Genomic DNA, 21,702 nt, shown 5'->3' with positions numbered 1-21,702 from the left:
GGGGAATTAATTATGTCGAATGATATGATGAAAAAAATGCTAAATGCTTATGGCATGGTTCTTATTTTAATTGCACTGTTTTTAGTGTTATCCGTTTCAATTGATGGCTTTTTCTCTGCACGAACTGTCTGGAGTATTATTGAGCAAGTATCAATGTTTGGAATTATTGCGATTGGAGTAACATTTGCCATTGTAACGACTGGGATTGACCTATCTTCTGGTTCTATGGTGGCATTAACTTCAGTAGTTGCCGCATCCATTGTGACTGGTGGTGATAGCGTTAGTGCAGCATTTCTTGCCTTTGCTCTTTCTATTGCACTAGGTGCCTTACTCGGTGCAATTAATGGAGGTTTAACCGCCATTGGATCCATTCCACCCTTTATTGCCACACTTGGTATGATGATTATTGCACGTGGCGCTGCACAACTTTACTCTGATGGACGTCCTATTGATGCCTCTTCTGAAGCATTCACTTGGATTTCAGATGTTAATTTCTTTGGGCTACCTGGATTAGTTATCTTATACATTTTAGTAGTTATTGGTGCACATATTCTCCTAAGTAAATCGACTTTTGGCCGTCATGTTTATGCTGTTGGTGGTAACTTGAATGCTGCAAAAATTTGCGGAATTAATACCACCAAAACCTTAATTTGGGTTTATATCTTAGCAGGTGCATTATCAGGATTAGCGGGAGCAATGCTAGCAGCACGCACTTACGCTGGCAACCCATCTTACGGTTTAGCTTGGGAATTAGATGCGATTGCTGCTGCAGTAATTGGTGGCGTATCCCTTAGTGGTGGTATTGGTACCATTCCAATGTGTGTGATTGGTGCCTTAATTATTGGGACAACCAATAAAGGCTTAAATATGCTTGGTGTTGATCCATATTGGCAACAAATTGTAAAAGGAATGATTATTGTCGTTGCGGTATTAATTGATACCTTGAAACGTCGTAAAAAAGGTAGCTAGGTAAAATACTTGCTTATTAATAAACAAAATGGCGAGAATTTTCTCGCCATTGCTATTTTTATTTACCTAAATTATCGAAAAAACGTTTTACCCCGTCTAAAAAGCCACTTTCCTTGGGACGATGTTGATTACGTCCTTCTAAACTTTGCTCAAATTTTTGTAGTAGCTCTTTCTGTTCTTTATTTAATTTCACAGGTGTTTCTACAATGACACGACAAATTAAATCACCTTGATAATGTGAACGTGTTGAGGTTACTCCTTTTCCTCTTAAACGGAAAAGTTTGCCAGTTTGGGTCTCTTCAGGAATTTTTAATTTTACTTTTCCATCTAATGTTGGCACTTCAATTTCGCCGCCCAATGCAGCTAAGGTGAAACTAATAGGAACTTCACAATAAAGGTTATTGCCATCACGTTGGAAAATATCATGTTCTTTAACGTGAATAACAACATAAAGATCACCTGCTGGTGCACCATTTTCCCCAGCTGCCCCTTCACCATTTAAACGAAGTTGATTACCAGTATCTACGCCTGCAGGTACTTTTACAGAAAGATTTTTATGTTTATGAACTCGACCATCACCATGACAGCTATCACAAGGTTGTTCAATAATTTTTCCTGTACCATGACAATGTGGACAAGTCTGTTCTTGTACAAAGAATCCACTTTGACGACGAATACGGCCTGAACCATGACAATAGTTACAAGTATCGACTTTCGAACCTGCTTTTGCACCACTACCATGACAGGTGTCACACGTTGCCAATGTCGCGATACGAATATCTTTACTTACGCCCTTGACGGCTTCTTCAAGTGTAATTTCTAGGTCATAACGAAGATCTTCTCCACGCACTACACGTTGGCGACCACGTCCACCACCAAACATATCACTAAAGATATCGCCGAAAATATCACCAAAATCGGCTCCACCAAAACCACCTGTTCCTGCTCCACCTTGCTCAAAAGCAGCGTGTCCATATTGATCATAGGCGGCACGTTTTTCTTTATCTCCTAGTACCTCATAAGCTTCTTGTACTTCTTTAAATTTCGCTTCTGCTTCTTTGTCACCAGGATTACGGTCTGGGTGTAATTTCATTGCTAAACGTTTATAGGCTTTCTTAATTGCCTTTTCATCATCTGATCTTGAAACGCCTAACACTTCATAATAATCACGTTTTGCCATTCGTTTTCCTATTTTTGTTGGAATGAAAGGTTGGAATTAACCCTTTGAATACGCTAAAAGGGCGAGGTGTTTAGCCATCGCCCAATCGTAAATTGTGGCAGCTTATTAGACTGCCACATCAGGAGGATATTATTTATCTTTTACCTCTTCAAACTCAGCATCAACAACATCATCACCGCTGTTCTTTGCACTACCTTGTGCTTGTTGTTGCTGTGCTTGACCACCTTGAGCTTGTTGTTGTGCCGCTTGCATTAATTTTTCTGCTGCTTGAATTAATGCTTGCGTTTTCGCTTCAATTTCTGCTTTATCTTCACCTTTCGCAGCTGCTTCTAGATCATTTGCTGCTTTCTCAATCGCAGCTTTATCATCTGCAGCAAGGTTTGCACCGACTTCACTTAACTGTTTACGAGTTGAGTGAACTAAGTGATCTGCTTGGTTACGAGCTTGAACTAACTCTTCAAATTTACGGTCTGCTTCTGCATTTGCTTCTGCATCACGCACCATTTGTTGAATTTCTTCATCACTTAACCCTGAAGACGCTTTGATAGTGATTTGTTGTTCTTTACCTGTACCTTTATCTTTCGCAGAAACGTGGATAATACCATCAGCATCAATATCAAATGTAACTTCAATTTGTGGCATACCACGAGGTGCTGGGTTAATACCTTCTAAATTAAATTGACCTAATGATTTATTATCAGCTGCGCGTTTACGTTCACCTTGTAACACATGGATAGTTACCGCACTTTGGTTATCTTCTGCAGTTGAGAATACTTGTGATTTCTTCGTTGGAATCGTTGTATTCTTTTCAATTAAGGTTGTCATTACGCCGCCCATGGTTTCGATACCAAGTGATAATGGAGTTACGTCAAGTAATAATACGTCTTTCACATCACCAGCTAATACACCACCTTGTACTGCCGCACCAATCGCTACCGCTTCATCTGGGTTGACATCTTTACGTGGTTCCTTACCAAAGAACTCAGCCACTTTTTGTTGTACTAATGGCATACGAGTTTGACCACCAACTAAAATCACATCATTGATTTCAGAAACACTTAAATCCGCATCTTTTAATGCCACACGAATTGGTTCCATTGATTTTGCAACAAGATCTTCAACTAAAGATTCTAATTTTGCACGAGTCAATTTGATGTTTAAGTGTTTTGGACCAGTCGCATCTGCAGTGATGTATGGAAGATTTACATCAGTTTGTTGTGCAGAAGAAAGTTCAATTTTTGCTTTTTCTCCAGCTTCTTTCAAACGTTGCATTGCTAATGGATCATTACGTAAATCAATACCTTGTTCTTTCTTGAACTCATCCACTAAGTAATTGATTACACGGTTATCAAAGTCTTCACCACCTAAGTGAGTATCACCATTTGTTGCTAATACTTCGAAAGTTTTTTCACCATCAACTTCATCAATTTCAATAATTGAAAGGTCAAATGTACCACCACCTAAGTCATATACTGCAATGGTATGATTACCTTTTGCTTTATCTAAACCATATGCTAATGCCGCAGCAGTTGGTTCATTAATAATACGTTTTACTTCTAAACCAGCGATACGACCAGCATCTTTTGTTGCTTGACGTTGTGCATCATTGAAGTAAGCTGGCACAGTAATTACCGCTTCAGTAACTGTTTCACCTAAGAAATCTTCTGCTGTTTTCTTCATTTTTTTCAATACTTCAGCAGAAATTTGTGGTGGAGCCATTTTATCACCTTTGACATCTACCCAAGCGTCACCATTATCAGCTTTAACAATATCAAATGGCATAATGTTTACATCACGTTGAACTTCATCATCGGTAAAACGACGACCGATTAAACGTTTAATTGCAAATAAAGTATTTTTTGGATTTGTTACTGCTTGACGTTTTGCTGGTTGTCCTACAAGAGTTTCTCCATCTTGTGTATAAGCAATAATTGATGGAGTTGTACGATCCCCCTCTGCATTTTCAATAACACGTGGTTTGTCACCATCCATTACTGCAACACATGAGTTTGTTGTACCTAAGTCAATACCAATAATTTTTCCCATAATCGTTATTCTCCTGATTTTAAATTCATTTTTTGACGTTCGACTAAATAAGGCTCATTTTTTAAATTACAAGAGGCAATTTTTAAATTTTCTCTTCTTCAATCTATCACCTTATTGTTCGTGCCCCACTAAATTGACGTTAAAATCAAATTTTCAAGGGGTAAGTTAAAAAAATTTTTTATTTTTTCAAATTATTCTAGTGATTGAATAAATTTTTTCTTGATTTGACTAGCACTTATCACATTACTGTGTATAGTTAGCAAATATAATTTATCTTTAACCAATTCAGTAACCTATGAGGTCTTATGAATCCATCTTTACAACCTTTTGAACAAGCACTAATTGAAATTGTTAAACAAGATGTTGTGCCTGCTTTAGGCTGTACCGAACCCATTTCACTTGCCTTAGCATCAGCTACTGCAGCGAAATATTTAGGCAAAACACCTGAAAAAATTATAGGTAAAGTTTCACCTAATTTAATGAAAAATGGTTTAGGCGTTGCTGTACCTGGAACAGGTATGGTCGGATTACCGATTGCCGCTGCAATCGGAGCGATTGGTGGCGATCCTGATGCAGGACTAGAAGTGTTAAAACATATTTCCCCTGAACAATTAACAACAGCCAAAACATTATTAAAAAATAATTTGGTGACTGTTTCTATTAAACAAACTGATCATATTCTTTATGCAGAAGCCACTTTATATGCTGGAAATGATTGGGTACGAGTCGTGATTGAAGACCAACATACCCAAATTATGTTGATCGAAAAAAATGAACAAATTATTTATCAAGCCCCTTCTCAACTAAAAGGTGATCATGATCAACACGGTATATTTAACCAATTAAAAGCAAAAGATATTTTTGATTTTTCAATGCAAGTTGATTTAGCTAAAATTAACTTTATCAATCAAGCCGAAACATTAAATTCTGCATTATCGCAAGAGGGATTACGCCAAGATTATGGGTTACATATTGGACGTACATTACAAAAACATATTGGCGATGGTTTACTCTCCGATGATTTATTATCGAGAATTATGATCCATACCACCTCTGCTTCAGATGCACGTATGGGTGGTGCAACATTACCAGCAATGAGTAATTCTGGTTCTGGAAATCAAGGAATTACGGCAACGATGCCTGTGGTTATTGTTGCTGATCATCTCAACGTAAGTGCAGAACAACGCACTAGAGCATTATTTCTTTCCCATTTAATGGCAATTTTTATTCATAGTAAATTACCAAAACTCTCTGCACTGTGTGCCGTAACCACAGCAGCAATGGGCAGTTGTGCAGGCATTTCTTATTTAATTACTAATAGTTTTGAAACGGCTGCAATGGCAATCAGCAGTATGATTGGTGATATTAGCGGTATGTTATGTGATGGTGCAGCCAACAGTTGTGCGATGAAAGTGTCCACTAGTGTTACCTCTGCCTATAAATCTGTCTTAATGGCAATGAATCAAACTGGTGTTACTGGAGATGAAGGTATTGTCGAACATACGATTGATCGTAGTATTGATAACTTATGTGCGTTGGCTTGTAAAAGTATGCAACATACTGACTTCCAAATCATTGAAATTATGGCAAATAAACCACAAAACCAGTGTAAATAAGTTATACTAACGTGGTTAAAATAACTAACTAAAAGGAAAATTCTTATGCAAAAGAAATGGGCTATCATTCCTGCAGTAATCATAGTACTTGGAGGTGTGTGGATTGGTGGAGCTTGGTACACAGGTAAACAAATTGAACAAAATTATCCTGAAAGAATTGCGGCGATTAATCAAAATAAATTCCTTCAGATTGAAAATGTTAAATTTCAACGACACTTCTTTTCCAGTGAGATGCAATATGAGGTAAAAATTGGCGATAAATCATTCCCTGTACAAAGTAATATTTATCACGGTCCATTTCCAACAAATATGTTGTCACATCTTTCCTTTCAGCCTCTCATCGCCTCGGCTGAAACTACTGTAATCAAAAATCAACAAACTGAACCATTTTTTAAACTCTTTAGTAAAGAACAACCGTTATTATTGACAACGAATGTTGGTTATCAACAACAATTTAATCTTAATTTAGATATTAGTTCAGGTAAATTACAAACAGAAAAAGAACAGGCTAAGTGGTCAGATAGTCAATTTCAGTTTACGCTTGATAAAGATAAAAATATTCACTATCGAGCTGCATTAAAACATCTTGATTTAAATATTGCTCCTGAACCATACGCAAAACCTACACAAGTTTTATTAGATGAATTTGATACACAAGGTGATTTACAATTAACTAATTGGCAATATCTCCCCATCGGAAAAGGAACAACAAGTCTCAAATTATTTCAACTTAGCCAATCTTTAAGTGAAAACGTATTAGCTACAGTCACTTATCAAGATCCAGTAAGTAATTTTGAATTTAGCAAAAATGGCGATTTTTATGCTATTAAAGGTGATAGTACGATTAAAGATTTTCTAATTAATCAACAATCACTTTTCTCACAAAAGAGTAAAATCGAATTAAATCATTTGCAGGGCGATGCTTTGGTAAAAATAATTGATGCTTCATTAGAAAATAATCAACCAGCATTTGAGCAAGCCTTGCAAACAGTATTAATGAATCATCCACAACTTATTATCGAACCATTACAGGCTTATAATTCTCACGGAAAATTTGCATTAAATACAAATATTCAATTAGCGAATGCTAATTTTAAACAAGTATTAAATAGAGGGAAAATTGAAGAGATTTTTGATAAATTCACCTTCTCCTTAATTTTAGATAAGGACTTTCAAAAACAATATATTGCTAATCTAATCAAGATTTCTTTTTCTAATGCACAATATCCAGAAAAAACTGTGAATGAACAAAAATTACAAGATACTCAAAATGATATTCAAAGATTATTACAAGAACAGGTCGCAAAAGGAATTTTGACTGAAACTGATAAATCTTATGAATTAAATTTTGAACAAAGAGAAGGTAAGTTTTATCTCAACCAACAAGAAATACCAAAAGAAGTATTATTATTTGGTTTATTACAATTATTTGCTGGGTTTTGATCTAGGATAAGTCCCCGTTAATCAATTAGGCAGAACATTGTTCAAATAACGAATAAGGCGTAAGATACTTATACCTCTTATTCGTTATTTGGTAATTATTATGAAACTAAGTACTTTCACTGATTATAATTTGCGTGTTCTACTACTCTATTTAGCCGCCCATCGTGAAAAACTGTCAACCATTCAAGAAATTGCCAATAACTACCATATTTCTGAAAATCATCTGATGAAAGTGATTCATCATTTAGCTAAAAATAATTTTATTCAGTCAATTAGAGGTAAAGGTGGTGGCATTAGATTACATAGAGAGCCTAGTGAATTAAATCTTGCTGAAATTATTCGATCAGCAGAGGAGAAAAGTGTAATTATTGAATGTTTTGGTAACAAGAACCAATGTTGTCTTAGCCCTAATTGCCGTTTACCACCTATTCTAGTAAAAGCGTTTGAAGCTTTTTATCAAACATTATCTCAATATACACTACAAGATATTCTTTTAGATCCTAAAATCTTTACCATTCTGCCTATTACGTCAGAAAATGAACTACTCAAAAATTAGCATTAGCTTAGCTGTTGACAAAGCAATACAAAATAAATAAAATTCTGCCCGCATTGCCCAATGGGGCTATTCCTCCTTAGTTCAGTCGGTAGAACGGTGGACTGTTAATCCATATGTCGCTGGTTCAAGTCCAGCAGGAGGAGCCAGATTTTTTCTTTTGGTACTATGTTTTATTTGTCTCCTTTTATGAAATTTAGTTTTAATACCAAAAGAATTTTGCCCATAGTTTTTATACTATGGGCTTTCTTTTTTCTATTATATCTACTTTTCGGTTGGCAAAGCTAAATTAAGGAAATAACCTTCTTGTCCTGCAGCAACAACAAATACAGATAACTCCTCTCGCCAATCTCCTAATACAATCCGTTTTCTATTATTTTCTAATACATGAACCGCTTGACGATGCGTATGCCCATGAATCAGTTGATTGACTTGAAACTTTGCAAAAGTTTCTTCCACAGTATCTGCATTGACATCCATAATTTGTGCAGATTTATTCTGTTTATCTGTTTGGCTTTGTTGACGAATTCGTTGTGCAAGCCTAATTCTGAAATTTAACGGTAAACAAAGAAACAGTTTCTGTAACCAACGTTGATGAACACGTTGGCGAAATTTTTGATAAGCCACATCATCAGTACATAACGTGTCGCCATGACAAAGCAACGTCATTTGTCCATAGAGATCAATTTTATGATATTCAGGTAATAGTTGAACCCCAGTCTGTTTGGCAAAGCGTTCGCCTACTAAAAAATCACGATTACCATGACAAAAATAGCAAGGGATACCTTGTGCTGTTAAATGACGCAATAACTGTTTAATTTCTTGAATAGTTGCAGAATCTTCATCATCTCCCACCCAAAAATCAAATAGATCACCTAAAATATAGAGTGCTTGTGCTTGTGGTGCCAAGTTCGTCATAAAATAACGAAACAGTGCCAACAAGTGCGGAGAATGCTCGCTCAAATGTAAATCGGCAATAAAATAGGTTGGTTTACTCATCTTAAATTATCATTCATTAATGAAACGCATACTATAAAGCATTTTTGTTATCCGTGCTTTCTTCTTTTGTACTTATCCTAGTAAATTCGCTATACTTGCTGCAATTTGTTTGAGGGACAACCTATGCTTAAATTACTTCGTATTTTGATTGTTATTATTTGTTGTATTCTTATTTGTGTCATTGGTTCTATTTATTCATTAATCCGCTTTAAAAATCCAAATAATGTTGCTCTTTTTGCCCATTGGTTCGCACGTTTACACCCTTTATTCGGTTTACAAGTAGAATATCGCTACCCTGAAGGTGCAGAAAAATTTGAGCGTTGTATCTATATCGGCAATCACCAAAATAATTATGATATGGTTACCATTTCACATATGGTAATGCCTCGTACAGTAAGCGTTGGAAAAAAAAGTCTAATTTGGATTCCTTTTTTTGGCATATTGTATTGGGCAACAGGTAATATTTTTATTGACCGTGAAAATCGTAGTAAAGCACACAATACCATGACTACATTAGCGAAACGCATTCATCAAGATAACTTATCTATTTGGATGTTCCCAGAAGGTACTCGTAGCCGTGGCAGAGGTTTACTGCCGTTTAAAACAGGTGCTTTTTATGCTGCTATCGAAGCGGGTGTACCAGTGGTCCCTGTGGTTTGTTCAACAACACATAACAAAATTAATCTTAATCGCTGGCACAACGGTAAAGTCATTTGTGAAATGTTGCCACCTATTTCAAGCAGTGATTACAGCCGTGAAACAGTACGTGATTTTGCTAAATATTGTCATGATTTAATGGAACAACATATTGCGAAACTTGATGCAGAAATTGCAGAAACTAACCATCGCATATAAATAATAAGGAGGAGGATTATGGGAAACTTTTCTCGTCGCCAATTTCTACAAAGCTCACTAGCTGTTGCTGTTAGCAGTAGCTTATCTCGTTATGCAATGGCGGAAGATAAAGTTCCTCTGTGGATTCCTCCACTAACAGCTGTTGGGCGTGGTTCTCCAATCCTATTGAATGCGTTAAATATCAAAAAATCATTTAATGGCAAACAAAAAGTTGATGCTTGGGGTTTCAATGATTTTTATCTCGGTCCAACCATTAAAATGAAACAAAATGATTTTCTACGTTTAACCTATCGCAATAGCTTAAGTGAGACGATTGCAATCAATATTCAGGGCTTACAAGCAAATGGTGAAATTTCAGGCAGTATCAATCGTAATATTGCACCTCAAACTTCTTGGTCGCCGATTATTCCAATTAAACAAAGTGCTTCAACTTGTTGGTATCATAGTGACACCATTGGTCGTTCAGCGTATCAAAGCTATCGTGGTTTAGTTGGAATGTGGATTATTGAAGATGAAGAAAGCAAGAAAGGTCTAATTCCCAACAAATATGGCGAAAATGATATTCCACTTATTTTGCAAGATCTTTCCCTTAATTATGAAGGTCAACAACTTTTTAATCTCGATAAAAACCAGTTTTTAGGAAAACAGCTTTTCGTGAATGGGCAGCGTAATTGCTTCGTGAATGTACCAAGAGGTTTTGTTCGTTTACGTTTACTTAATGCTTCTGTTTCTCGCCCCTACTATTTAGCTTTAGATAACCAGCAACCACTATTGAAAATTGCCTCGGGTTTAGGTTTTTTACCAAAGCCGCAAGAAATAACAACATTACCTTTAGTACCTGGTGAGCGAGTTGAAGTATTAGTGAATTTAACACAGGGACAAACCGTTAGATTATTGGCAGGTAAAGATCGTGGTATTTTTGATCAACTACGCAGTATCTTGGGTTTATCTGACGATCTAGAAAATAATCTTGTTTTAGAATTACGTCCACAAGGCTTAGCCTCTGCCTTTGCACAACAGAAACCAACCTTACCTGACGCTAATCTGGGATTACCATTAACACCAGTTAAAGAACGCACTTTTGTCCTTAACACACAAGATGCGATGATTAATCAACGCCGTTTTGATCCTCGCCGAATTGATATTGTTGCTAAATTAGATACGGTCGAACGTTGGATTCTCTCTGCCGATCAACCAACAGGTTTCCAACTACAAGGCGCTAAATTTTTAATTGAACAACAAAATGGTAAACGTTCTACTAAAGATGATCTGAGTTGGACAGACACTGTGTGGGTAGAAGGTGAAACCCGAATTTTAGTGAAATTTGAAAATCAATCTTCCAACTCTTATCCATTTATTTTTGGTGCGTCTAATTTACTATTGGCAGATAAAGGTTGTATGGGCTTACTCGTGGTGCAGTGATGTTTTATGCTGGCAACAACTTTGTCTACTAAGTGAATTAATAATGGGACAATCTTCGCTATCATCCCCTGGACATTGTGCAGCTAATGAAGTTAATTTTTCACGCATTTGTTGTAAACGCATTATCTGTTGATCAATTTCATTAATTTTGGCTAATGTCTGTGCCTTAACATCTGCACTACGCCGATGTGGATTATGATATAAAGATAAAAGTTGTCCACATTCTGGCAATGAAAAACCAATTTCTCTCGCTTCACGAATTAAATTTAATGCCTCAATATGTTGGATTCCATATTGACGATAACCATTGGCACTACGACTTGGAGGGGTAATCAGTCCTTTTTCCTCATAAAAACGAATTGTTTTTGCGGTTAAATTGGTCAATTTTGCGACTTCATGAATATACATCTTTTTTTCCTTGACTCTTACCTTACAGGAAGGTTTATTGTAGCACCGTTTTTTATCAAAATTATCTGAAAAATTTATTTAAGGAGAACAATTATGCTTTTACTAAAACTTGCTGATCTATCTTGCCAACACTGTGTTAAAAGCGTAACTAAAGCACTTAGTGCCTTACCTAATGTTGAACAAGTTAAAGTATCATTACACTATGCGAGAATTGTAGGCGATGTGACAGCAGAACAAGCTATTCAAGCAGTAGAACAAGCAGGTTATCAAGCAGAAATCGCAACTACCCCAGCTTATACCCTTGAACTTTCAGGTTTAAATTGCCAACATTGTATAAAAAGCGTCCGTACAGCATTAGAAAACCTAACTGATGTAGTTTATGCTGATGTAGATCTAACTTCGGCAAAAATTTATGGTGATGCCAATACAGAACAAGCTATCCAAGCAATAGAACAAGCAGGTTTTGCAGCAAAGTAGCTGATCAACGTGTTGTCAAATCTGTTCTTCCAATAACACAACAAGTTGAACAACAACACGTTGAATCCCCGATCAAACAAACAAATAGCATAACACCTACTCAATCAGACAAGCTCCTAGAACAGCTTTTTCTGATCGAAGGGATGTCGTGCGCAGCTTGTGTAGCAAAAGTAGAAAAAGCGATTCAACAAGTTACAGGTGTTAGTCGTGTGCGAGTAAATCTGGCAGATAATACGGCTACTGTGCTAGGTGGAGAAGCTGATCAAATTTGCTTTGCAGTAGTCAATGCTGGTTATCAAGCTGAATTAATTGAAGATGAAATGAGCCGTGCTGCTCGCATTGAGCAACAGTATCAACAAGAAATCCAGCACAAAATCAAGCAAGCTATTGTCGCTTTAGTTACTGGTTTTGCTTTAATGTTTGCGATGTGGTTTGATTGGTTGCCAACTTATGCTGAATTGGGTTCAACGCAGCCTCTCATGTATCAAATAATTTATTTGCTGTTGAGTGGATTAGTTATTTCAGCACTCTATTATTCAGGAAAACATTTTTTCATTCGAGCTTGGACTAATCTTCGTCATAAAACCACCTCAATGGATACGTTAGTTGCTTTAGGTGCATTGACAAGTTTATTGTTATCACTATTGATTATCCTATTTCCACATACTTTCAACCAACACCATCTCTATCTAGATTCTGGCTTAATGGTAGTAGGGTTTGTCAATATTGGCAAAATTTTAGAAAGTCGAGGTAAAAAATCTGCGACTAAAGCACTGTCTGCACTTATGGACTTATTGCCTACTCAAACAACTATTATTGAAGCAGGAATAAGCAAAACCATTCCAACCAAGCAGGTCAAAATTGGCATGTTGGTACAGTTACAAACTGGCGATAAGGTTCCTGTGGATGGTACGGTACAAACTGGTGAATTATGGATTAATGAAGCGATGCTTACTGGGGAATCGCTACCAGTCAAAAAAGGGATAGGTGATCAAGTAACAGCTGGTACTTTAGTGAGTAACGGTGGTGAGCAAATTATTGCTACACAAACAGGTCGTAATACAACACTTTCCCAGATGATACACACGATCGATCAAGCACAAACTTCCAAACCGAAACTCGCTACGTTAGTCGATAAAGTGGCAGCTATTTTTGTTCCTGCTGTATTGATTATTGCTTTATTCACTTTAATTGGTTGGTTGATTGCTGGCGCTACATTTAGTAAAGCAATGCTAGCAGCGATTTCAGTATTGGTAATCTCTTGTCCTTGTGCTTTAGGTTTGGCAATTCCAATGTCAATTATTGTCGGTACAGGACAAGCTGCAAAACTTGGTATGTTAGTTAAGGAAGCCAATGGTTTACAGCAATTAACTCAAGTAAAACGAATCTTTTTCGATAAAACGGGTACCCTTACTACCGGTAAAACAACGGTAAATGCCGTTTGGCAACAAGACCCACATAGCTTCGCTGTTGCAGCCAGCATTGAACAACAAATGGTTCATCCACTTGCTGATGCGATTATTCAATTTGCTCAACAGCAACAGTTACAAACTTTCTCGATTGAACGTAGCGAAATAATTGCTGGCAAAGGACTGATTGCCACGCTGAATGGGAAAACTTGGATATTAGGTAGTCAAGTGTTTATGCAAGAACAACAGATTGATATTGCTCCTGCACAAATCTTTATACAAACACATCTACAACAAGCTGCTAGCTTAGTTTTTCTTGCTCAAGACAAACAATTAATTAATGTTTTTGCGATTAGTGATCAAATAAAATCTGATGCAGTTTCTGCCTTAAATCATTTAAGAGCATTAGGAATAGAATGTGTCATGCTTACTGGCGATAACATCAATACCGCAAATGCTTTTGCCGAACAGTTAACAATGACTCAAGTTATTGCTCAAGCTACCCCACAAATCAAAGCAGAACAAATTCAACAAAGTGTTCAACAGATGACAACCGCAATGGTTGGTGATGGGGTAAATGATGCACAGGCATTTGTGATGGCAGATGTATCCATTGCAATGGGTAGTGGCGCAAAAGTTTCAATGGAAACAGCTGATCTTACTTTGCTTAACACCAATCTTATGACATTAATTAATGCCATTAAAATAGCTAAAGCTATTTTCAACAATATAAAAATAAGTCTATTTTTTGCTTTTATCTATAACTTAATCTTAATTCCTGTCGCTGCCTTAGGTTTACTCAATCCAATGTGGGCTGCCCTTGCAATGGCTTGTAGTTCAGTAACTGTCGTACTGAATGCCAATCGTTTAAGATATTTCCACACTTAAGTTATTCACGCTCTTGATACAAGAGCGTGAATCTTTCCTAAATAAGAATGACTCGCAATTATTTGCTTTTATTTACCGAATAACACTTGATTTTTATTTAAAATAGGCATAGTTTAATTGCCTTTTATTACTTTGCGTGAGGAATTTATATGTATAACCCATTGAAAAATATTAATAAAATAACCTTAGCTCTATCAATATATACAATAACCACCTTTGCTAACGCTGATATACTCACCTCTGTTCGTCCATTAGGTTTTATTGCTTCTTCTATTGCTGATGGGGTAACAGATACCCAAGTTTTAGTACCAGCAGGTGCATCTCCTCACGATTACAGTCTTAAACCATCCGATGTTAAGCGTGTACATGATACAGACTTCATTGTATGGATCGGAGAAGATGTCGATGCTTTTTTAGCAAAATCGATTGAGAAACGTGATCCAAAAACCGTATTAACAATTAGTAAAATTGATGGATTGGCGTCATTGCTAGGTGAAACCTCTGCCCACGACCACGACCACGACCACGACCACGACCACGACCACGACCACGACCACGACCATCAACATTCTGATCAACAACATGATGAACACAACCATGAACACGCTGACCATAATCATAATCACGCTAACGAATTAGAACAAGATTGGCATATCTGGTTTTCACCCGCTATTAGCCAACGTGTTGCAGAACAATTAGCGGAAAAATTAACCCAATCTTTCCCACAACAAAAAGATAAAATTGCAGCTAATCTAGCAGAGTTTAAACAACAATTAGCAGATAAAAATAAACAAATTAATCAACAACTTGTATCTCTTAAAGATAAAGGTTTCTATGTCTTCCATGATGCCTATCGTTACTTTGAAAATGCTTACGGTTTAAAACAAACTGGTTATTTCACAATTAACCCATTAATCGCACCAGGTGCAAAAAAATTAGCTGAAATCAAAGAAGAGATTAATGAACATAAAGTGCAATGCTTATTTGCAGAACCACAATTTACGCCTAAAGTGATTGAAACCTTACAACACAGTACCAAGGTGAATGTTGGACAACTTGATCCAATGGGTGAGAAAATTAAATTAGGTAAGGGATCTTATACTGCTTTCTTACAACAAATTGCTGATGCTTTTGCGAGTTGTTTGAAGTAACCTCAAAAGAAAGCAATATTTAACGCTAAATATTCTCCTTCTTAACCTGACAGCTCCTATTCCGAATAATAGGAGCTGTCAGATTCATTTGAGCCTATTACGCCTAAATTCCTATATAGTTTATAAAAAAATCACTTTACAGAAAGGCATATAGTCTAAATTAGAATATAAAAACTGCACCTTACTTATTTAGTAGTAAGATGCAGTTTTTTTATTTTGCGAATCAATATCTTATGATACGAACATCCACATAATACATACCATTAAGAAACCAAGTGTTCCATAAATTGTTGTTAAGAATGTCCATGTTCTTAAACCTTGTGAAACAGAAATTCCAAAGAATTTTGTCCATACCCAGAATAATGAATCATTTACATGAGATAATGTCATTGAGCCTGCACCAATAGCTGAAGTAAGTAATGCAATTTGAATACCATTATATTGAGCTGCTGCAATCGCTGGAGCAAGAATCGTTGCAGTCGTAATAGTCGCAACAGTGGCAGAACCTTGTGCAGCACGCAATAACGCTGATAAAATGAATGCTAACGCTAAAAGAGGTAAACCTGTACTTGCTAAAACATCAGATAATGCTTTACCTACACCACTCGCATCAAGAACTTTACCAAACATACCACCAGCACCAGTAATAAGGATAATTCCTGCAATTGGCGCTAATGCTGAATTAAGAATTTCTTCTAATTTTGCTTTATCCCAACCACGACGAATCCCTAATACATAAGAAGATAAACATACTGCCAATAGTAATGCAAATGGAGAACTACCAATCATACTAAAGACTTCACGAACAATATTACCTTTTGGTAAAGTTGTTGCTGTCACAGTACCTAGCATAATTAAAACTAATGGAGTAACAATCATCGCTAATACAGTGCCAAATTTTGGTAATCCGCTTGCATCTTGAGCTAACATTTTTTGATATTGGATTAAATCTGTAGAAGCTGGAATCTCAACAAATACTCGTTTAGTAAAGAATGGAATACAGAATTGACCAATCATATAAGCAGGAAATGCTGCTAAAAAACCAAAACCAAGAACAAGTCCAATATCTGCATTTAAGCCTTGTGCACCAGCAACAATACCTGGATGAGGTGGCATAAACACATGAACGGTCAACATTGATAATGCAATTGGAAGTGCATACACCAACATATTTCCACCAATTCTACGTGCCACACTGAAAATAATTGGAATTAACACGATAAAACCAACATCCACGAATACTGGAATACCAAAAATAAACCCTGTCATTCCTAAAGCAAAAGCAGCTTTTTGGGCACCAAACTTATCAAGTAACCATGATGCTAACACATCTGCACCATTAGATTTCTCAATAATTTTACCTAACATAGCACCTAAACCAACAATTAGGGCAACACTTCCTAATGTATTTCCCATCCCTGAGATTAAGGTTGGAATGACTTTACTCATTGGAATTCCCGCACTTAAAGCTACTGCGATACTAACAACTCCTAAGGCAAGGAATGGATGGACTTTTCCTTTGATCATCATTGTAAGTAAAGCCAAAACACTCACAATACCTATTAAAATTAACATTTCGTTTGACATAGAATCACCTTTAAATTTGGCGGAATATCCAAGTGCGACACAAATTATGAATCGCACCTATGTTTAATTAACTTATTTATTTTTATATGCCTCAAACCACACTAACCCATCTTCGGTTTTACCTCGTGGGTTATATTCACAACCTACCCAACCGTCATAACCGACTTCATCAAGTTTGTTGAAAATATAGGTATAGTTGATCTCACCTTCATCTGGTTCATGTCGATCTGGTACAGAAGCAATTTGTACATGCGCAAATTTACCTTTTAAACGATCGGTTAAACGAGATAAGTTGCCATCAACATTTTGAGCGTGGAAATAGTCTAGTTGTACAAACACATTATCCCGATTGATTAACTCAACCAATTCTAAGGTTTGATATTGGCTAGACATTAAATAATTAGGTTTCACTTGTGGGCTTAATGCTTCTAATAACACCTTAATGCCATAAGGTTTAAATTTATCAGCGGCATAACGTACATTATCAATAAAGGTTTGTTTATATTTCGCATATTCTTTTGGATCTGGTACAACGCCTGCCATCACATGGACATTAGGGCAACCTAATGCAATGGCATACTCTAGTGCTTGATCAATATCACGATGACTATCTGCTTCTCGTCCTGGAATTGCCGAAACACCCCATTCACCTGCCGATACATTGCCTGGTGCGGTATTAAATAACACTTGTTTTAAACCATATTGATCGAGTTTCGCTTTAAGTTCTGCTGCTGGATATTCATATGGGAAAAGATATTCCACATATTTAAACCCTGCTTTAGCTGCCGCCTCAAAACGATCTAAAAATGGTACTTCAGTAAACATCATAGATAAATTAGCTGCAAATTTAGGCATTGTTATTTCCCCCTATTCTTTAACACTTCTACTTCTGCATCAGTGAGATAACGAATATTTTGTCCTTGCAAAATAAAGAGTAATTTTGCGGTTTCTTCCAACTCTTCTGTATTATCCACTGCATCTTGTAAGTCTTTCCCACATACCACGACACCGTGATTTGCTAATAAAAAGGCTTTTCCTTGATCTGCTTTCGCTGCAAGATCCCGACCAATCTCGGCAGCACCTGGACGATAATAAGGAATCACAGGTAATTGCCCTACTCGCATCACGTAATAAGGTGTAAACGCCTTCATTGCATTACTGTAATCAAGGTCTGCTTTACAAGATAACGCGGTTAAATAGGTTGAATGTAAATGTACAATCGCATTGCATTCTGGTTTCTTTTGATAAAGTGCTAAATGGAAAAAATACTCTTTTGATGGTTTTTTCCCACTTAATACATTGCCTTCACCATCAATTATCGATAATTCATCTTCTTTTAAACGACCAAGTGAAGAACCTGTTGGAGTAACTAAAAAACGGTTTTCAGCTAAACGTACTGAAATATTCCCAGCACCACCAACACTGAACCCTCGCTCAAATAACGAGCGAGAGAGTTCAACTAATAATGTTTTAATTTCTTGTTCACTCATTGCATCATCTCCTGAGCCTGACTGAAAAAGGCTTCACGTCCAAAATTGCCTGATTTCAATGCAAGATAAACTGGAGCATCTAATGTTGCTAACCAAGGCACACCTGGTGCAATTTGTTTACCAATACGAAAACCTTTAAAACCAAGTTGTTGCACAACAATACTTGAGGTTTCTCCACCTGCTGTAATGAAATTGGTTACGCCATAATCACGCAATCTACCAGCAAGTTGTGCAAAGGTACGTTCAATCGCTTGACTCGCTATCTCTGCCCCAAATTTTTGTTGAATTTGTTTCAGTTGTTCTGGTGGTACAGTGGCATAGACTAACGGCGCATATTGATCTGCTAAATGTTTCACTACCCACGAAAACAGTTCTTCCACAAAATCATCTCTGGTCAACGCCTGTTCAACATCCAACCATTTTGTTGCTGCTTTTTGTTGATAATCTGCAACCTGTTTATTGGTCATCACGGAACAAGAGCCTGATAAAATGACGGTTTTCCCTTTTGGCGGCACAAACGCTTGATGTGTTTTTCCTTGTGCTTGATGTTTTGCCATATAAGCTGCCAATCCTGAACCCCCAGTTACTAGCTTCATATCGGCCACAGCTTGTGCCAAAACATCAAGTTGAGAATTATCGACCGCATCTACGACTGCATAGCGATAACCTTGTTGTTTTAATTGTGCAAAACATTGCTTAACATTCTCGGCCCCTTTGATGACCTCGGCATACGGCACTAATCCTGTTTTTCCTTTTGCTTGACAGTCCATTAAACGGAGCAAATTTGCATCTTTCATCGGCGTAATTGGATGATTTTGCATACCTGATTCATTCAATAACACTTGTCCAACAAAAAGATAGCCATTAAAAATCGTACGGCCATTTACTGGTAATGCTGGTGTAATAATGGTGAAATCTTCACCTAATGCCTCTAATAACGCATCAGTAACAGGCCCAATATTGCCTTTTTCGGTACTATCAAAGGTTGAGCAATATTTAAAATAGAATTGTGTTGCACCATTCTTTTGCAACCAATGCAACGCATCTAATGATTGTTGAATAGCTTCTGCAACTGGATTTGAACGAGATTTCAAGCTGATCACAATCGCATCTACTTCTTCTTCCAACGCACTATGTGGTACCCCATTCATTTGTACCGTACGCAAGCCGTTTTCAACTAAAAAGCTGGCAATATCGCTCGCACCAGTAAAGTCATCTGCGATTACACCTAACATCTTACTTCTCCTGTTTTTGTGGTAATTCAATACCGCTGAAAATTTTAATTACCGCACTATCGTCTTGTTTGCCATAACCTGCATTACTTGCTTCAGTGAACATACTGTATGCTGTGCTTGCTAAGTGAAGTGGGAATTTTAATGATTTCGCCGTGTCATTCACCAATCCTAAATCTTTAACAAAAATATCCACCATAGATAACGGGGTGTAATCGCCATCAACAACGTGCTTCATTCGATTTTCAAACATCCATGAATTACCCGCAGCGTGGGTTACGACGTCATACATTAAATCCAATGGAATACCTGCTTTTGCTGCTAACGCCATTGCTTCGGCACCTGCTGCGATATGTACACCTGCCAATAATTGGTGAATAATTTTTACGGTAGCCCCTAAACCAATTTCTGTACCAATGTTATAAACTTTGCTAGCCACAGCATCTAAAACGGGTTGTAATTTTGCAAAAGCCTCTTCTGAACCAGCTGCCATCACAGTCATTTCACCAACAGCAGCTTTTGCAGCACCACCTGATACAGGTGCATCTAACATAATTAAATTTAATTCTGTTAATTTTTGTGAAATTTCTTTTGCATCTTGTGCAGAAATCGTTGAAGAAACCATCACAACTGTACCTGGTTTTAACTGACTTGCTAAACCATTTTCAGCAAACAAGACTTGATTAACTTGCTTTGCATTCACCACTAATAACACAACAGCATCTAATTTATCGGCAAATTCTGCCGCATTTTTTGCTACTCCTTTTGCACCAGCAGCTTTCAATTTAGCTAAAAGTTTTTCATCTAAATCAACACCATAAGTATCTAATCCTGCATTTACACAAGATAAAGCTGCACCCATTCCCATTGCACCTAAGCCAACAACGGCTACTGAATATGTCATTTTAATCTCTCCTTTGAGTTGTTTATTTTGTATGAAACGCATACTACTCTATTCATACAATCAATTCTTCGATCTAGATCACAATTTCTAACAAAACTTAACATATCTTATAAATATTTTTGTGAAAAAAGTAGAAAGAGAATTATAAATCGATTTCAACTATGAAAATCTCATGACACAAAATTCATATTGAATATATAGAAATATCAAGGATATAATTAATAAAAAACAGTCAGGATAGAATGATGATTCCCGCAGAACGACAAAAACATATTTTAACAATCCTTAACGAACAGAATATTGTTAGTATTAATACTTTGATGGAACTGTTAAATGTTTCACATATGACTATCCGCCGAGATATTCAAGCATTAGAAAAAAAGGGAGCTGTGGTTTCAGTTTCGGGAGGAGTACAGTTACAGCAACGTTTATCCGTAGAACCAACACATACCGCTAAATCTTTGTTATTCCAGACAGAAAAAGAAAAAATAGGCCGTTATGCTGCAGAAAGAATTCCAGAACACTCTACCATCTATCTTGATGCTGGAACCACCACATTAGAAATCGCTCGCCATATTGCTGATCGTGAAGATTTGTTAATTATTACTAATGATTTTGCAGTCGCTGATTTTTTAATTAGCCATGGCAAAGGTGAATTAATTCATACAGGTGGCAAAATTAACAAACTAAACCGTTCTGCAGTCGGTGAATTAGCAGCTCAGTTTTTACGCAACATCTCGATTGATTTAGCTTTTGTTTCTACTTCCTCTTGGAGTTTAAAAGGGCTAACGACACCAGATGAAAGCAAATTAGCAGTAAAACGAGCAATTTTAGCTTCAAGTCGTCATAAAACCTTAGTTACTGATTCTTCAAAATATGGCAAATTAGCCACTTTTTGGATTTGTGAATTAACCGCATTTGATCGTTTAATTACTGATGCTCAGTTGCCTGATAATATTCAAAAAACGATTCGGAATATGGATATTGAATTAGTTTTGGCGGCATAGTAGACAAAATTGTTGCTAATCTGTCAAAAACTATGCCAAGTGGACAAAATTGTGGCTAATATTTAT

19 protein-coding genes and 1 tRNA gene are annotated in these 21,702 nt (G+C 36.7%); 11 read left to right on the top strand and 9 right to left on the bottom strand.

All coding sequences use genetic code 11. The features are described from left to right. Positions 1 to 12 precede the first annotated feature (12 nt). On the top strand, positions 13 to 969 hold the full coding sequence (locus ACFFHT_RS07585) for an ABC transporter permease (RefSeq protein ID WP_382374990.1): 957 nt from the start codon (positions 13 to 15) through the stop codon (positions 967 to 969). Positions 970 to 1,027: 58 nt separating this feature from the next. Here ACFFHT_RS07585 and dnaJ read toward each other — a convergent pair whose 3' ends face one another. Continuing rightward, positions 1,028 to 2,149, bottom strand: coding sequence for a molecular chaperone DnaJ (dnaJ, locus tag ACFFHT_RS07580; RefSeq protein ID WP_382374988.1), 1,122 nt, complete (start codon positions 2,147 to 2,149; stop codon positions 1,028 to 1,030). A gap of 129 nt (positions 2,150 to 2,278) precedes the next feature. Further along, positions 2,279 to 4,195, bottom strand: a complete 1,917-nt coding sequence (gene dnaK, locus ACFFHT_RS07575; RefSeq protein ID WP_382374986.1) for a molecular chaperone DnaK — start codon at positions 4,193 to 4,195, stop codon at positions 2,279 to 2,281. A 305-nt stretch (positions 4,196 to 4,500) separates the two neighbouring features. On the opposite strand from dnaK, the gene ACFFHT_RS07570 reads away from it, so the two are divergent. The 4 genes from ACFFHT_RS07570 to ACFFHT_RS07555 all read left to right on the top strand — a co-directional run bounded on the left by ACFFHT_RS07570 (position 4,501) and on the right by ACFFHT_RS07555 (position 7,956). Next, complete coding sequence (locus ACFFHT_RS07570) at positions 4,501 to 5,811, top strand: L-cysteine desulfidase family protein (RefSeq protein WP_382374984.1); 1,311 nt, start codon at positions 4,501 to 4,503, stop codon at positions 5,809 to 5,811. Between the two features lie 45 nt (positions 5,812 to 5,856). Then, a complete protein-coding gene (locus ACFFHT_RS07565; RefSeq protein ID WP_382374982.1) occupies positions 5,857 to 7,254 on the top strand; it encodes a YdgA family protein in 1,398 nt (465 codons plus the stop codon). A 100-nt stretch (positions 7,255 to 7,354) separates the two neighbouring features. Next, positions 7,355 to 7,810 carry an RrF2 family transcriptional regulator gene (locus tag ACFFHT_RS07560; RefSeq protein ID WP_382374980.1) on the top strand — a complete coding sequence of 152 codons (456 nt, stop codon included), beginning with the start codon at positions 7,355 to 7,357 and terminating at the stop codon, positions 7,808 to 7,810. Positions 7,811 to 7,880: 70 nt separating this feature from the next. Then, positions 7,881 to 7,956: transfer RNA gene (locus ACFFHT_RS07555), tRNA-Asn, on the top strand. 115 nt (positions 7,957 to 8,071) lie between these two features. On the opposite strand, the gene lpxH is transcribed toward ACFFHT_RS07555, so the two are convergent. Further along, the gene (gene lpxH / locus ACFFHT_RS07550) at positions 8,072 to 8,806 is read right to left on the bottom strand and encodes a UDP-2,3-diacylglucosamine diphosphatase (protein WP_382374978.1); all 735 of its coding nucleotides are present in this window, start codon (positions 8,804 to 8,806) and stop codon (positions 8,072 to 8,074) included. Positions 8,807 to 8,929: 123 nt separating this feature from the next. Here lpxH and ACFFHT_RS07545 point away from each other — a divergent pair, with 123 nt between their 5' ends. Together ACFFHT_RS07545 and ACFFHT_RS07540 are read left to right on the top strand one after the other, a co-directional pair. Next, complete coding sequence (locus ACFFHT_RS07545) at positions 8,930 to 9,661, top strand: 1-acylglycerol-3-phosphate O-acyltransferase (protein ID WP_382374976.1); 732 nt, start codon at positions 8,930 to 8,932, stop codon at positions 9,659 to 9,661. A gap of 18 nt (positions 9,662 to 9,679) precedes the next feature. Further along, the gene (locus ACFFHT_RS07540; protein WP_382374974.1) at positions 9,680 to 11,083 is read left to right on the top strand and encodes a multicopper oxidase domain-containing protein; all 1,404 of its coding nucleotides are present in this window, start codon (positions 9,680 to 9,682) and stop codon (positions 11,081 to 11,083) included. On the opposite strand, the gene cueR is transcribed toward ACFFHT_RS07540, so the two are convergent. Beyond that, entirely contained in the window at positions 11,066 to 11,491 is a 426-nt protein-coding gene (gene cueR / locus ACFFHT_RS07535) for a Cu(I)-responsive transcriptional regulator (RefSeq protein WP_382374972.1), read from the bottom strand. The two genes, ACFFHT_RS07540 and cueR, sit on opposite strands and share 18 nt — an antisense overlap. A 93-nt stretch (positions 11,492 to 11,584) precedes the next feature. Here cueR and ACFFHT_RS07530 point away from each other — a divergent pair, with 93 nt between their 5' ends. The 3 genes from ACFFHT_RS07530 to znuA all read left to right on the top strand — a co-directional run bounded on the left by ACFFHT_RS07530 (position 11,585) and on the right by znuA (position 15,416). Further along, positions 11,585 to 11,968 carry a cation transporter gene (locus ACFFHT_RS07530; protein WP_382374970.1) on the top strand — a complete coding sequence of 128 codons (384 nt, stop codon included), beginning with the start codon at positions 11,585 to 11,587 and terminating at the stop codon, positions 11,966 to 11,968. Positions 11,969 to 12,000: 32 nt separating this feature from the next. After that, positions 12,001 to 14,265 carry a heavy metal translocating P-type ATPase gene (locus tag ACFFHT_RS07525; RefSeq protein WP_382375048.1) on the top strand — a complete coding sequence of 755 codons (2,265 nt, stop codon included), beginning with the start codon at positions 12,001 to 12,003 and terminating at the stop codon, positions 14,263 to 14,265. A 149-nt stretch (positions 14,266 to 14,414) separates the two neighbouring features. Then, positions 14,415 to 15,416 carry a zinc ABC transporter substrate-binding protein ZnuA gene (gene znuA, locus ACFFHT_RS07520; protein WP_382374968.1) on the top strand — a complete coding sequence of 334 codons (1,002 nt, stop codon included), beginning with the start codon at positions 14,415 to 14,417 and terminating at the stop codon, positions 15,414 to 15,416. Between the two features lie 231 nt (positions 15,417 to 15,647). On the opposite strand, the gene ACFFHT_RS07515 is transcribed toward znuA, so the two are convergent. From ACFFHT_RS07515 to ltnD, 5 genes are all read right to left on the bottom strand, one after another. Then, entirely contained in the window at positions 15,648 to 17,003 is a 1,356-nt protein-coding gene (locus ACFFHT_RS07515) for a GntT/GntP/DsdX family permease (RefSeq protein ID WP_382374966.1), read from the bottom strand. A gap of 72 nt (positions 17,004 to 17,075) precedes the next feature. Continuing rightward, positions 17,076 to 17,858 carry a 2-oxo-tetronate isomerase gene (otnI, locus tag ACFFHT_RS07510; protein ID WP_382374964.1) on the bottom strand — a complete coding sequence of 261 codons (783 nt, stop codon included), beginning with the start codon at positions 17,856 to 17,858 and terminating at the stop codon, positions 17,076 to 17,078. A gap of 2 nt (positions 17,859 to 17,860) precedes the next feature. Continuing rightward, positions 17,861 to 18,493, bottom strand: coding sequence for a 3-oxo-tetronate 4-phosphate decarboxylase (gene otnC / locus ACFFHT_RS07505; RefSeq protein ID WP_382374962.1), 633 nt, complete (start codon positions 18,491 to 18,493; stop codon positions 17,861 to 17,863). After that, entirely contained in the window at positions 18,490 to 19,728 is a 1,239-nt protein-coding gene (gene otnK / locus ACFFHT_RS07500) for a 3-oxo-tetronate kinase (protein WP_382374960.1), read from the bottom strand. Before otnK ends, otnC begins: the two co-directional genes overlap by 4 nt. Position 19,729: 1 nt before the next feature. Beyond that, positions 19,730 to 20,629, bottom strand: a complete 900-nt coding sequence (ltnD, locus tag ACFFHT_RS07495) for an L-threonate dehydrogenase (RefSeq protein WP_382374958.1) — start codon at positions 20,627 to 20,629, stop codon at positions 19,730 to 19,732. Between the two features lie 245 nt (positions 20,630 to 20,874). Here ltnD and ACFFHT_RS07490 point away from each other — a divergent pair, with 245 nt between their 5' ends. Beyond that, positions 20,875 to 21,636, top strand: a complete 762-nt coding sequence (locus ACFFHT_RS07490) for a DeoR family transcriptional regulator (protein WP_382375046.1) — start codon at positions 20,875 to 20,877, stop codon at positions 21,634 to 21,636. The last annotated feature ends 66 nt before the right edge of the window (positions 21,637 to 21,702 follow it).

Origin of the sequence: Gallibacterium melopsittaci, from assembly GCF_042433085.1 — a bacterium.
GTDB classification, from domain to species: Bacteria; Pseudomonadota; Gammaproteobacteria; order Enterobacterales; family Pasteurellaceae; genus Gallibacterium; species Gallibacterium melopsittaci.
Note: the sequence above shows the minus strand (reverse complement) of the source record. Positions and strands in the feature narration are given on the sequence as shown.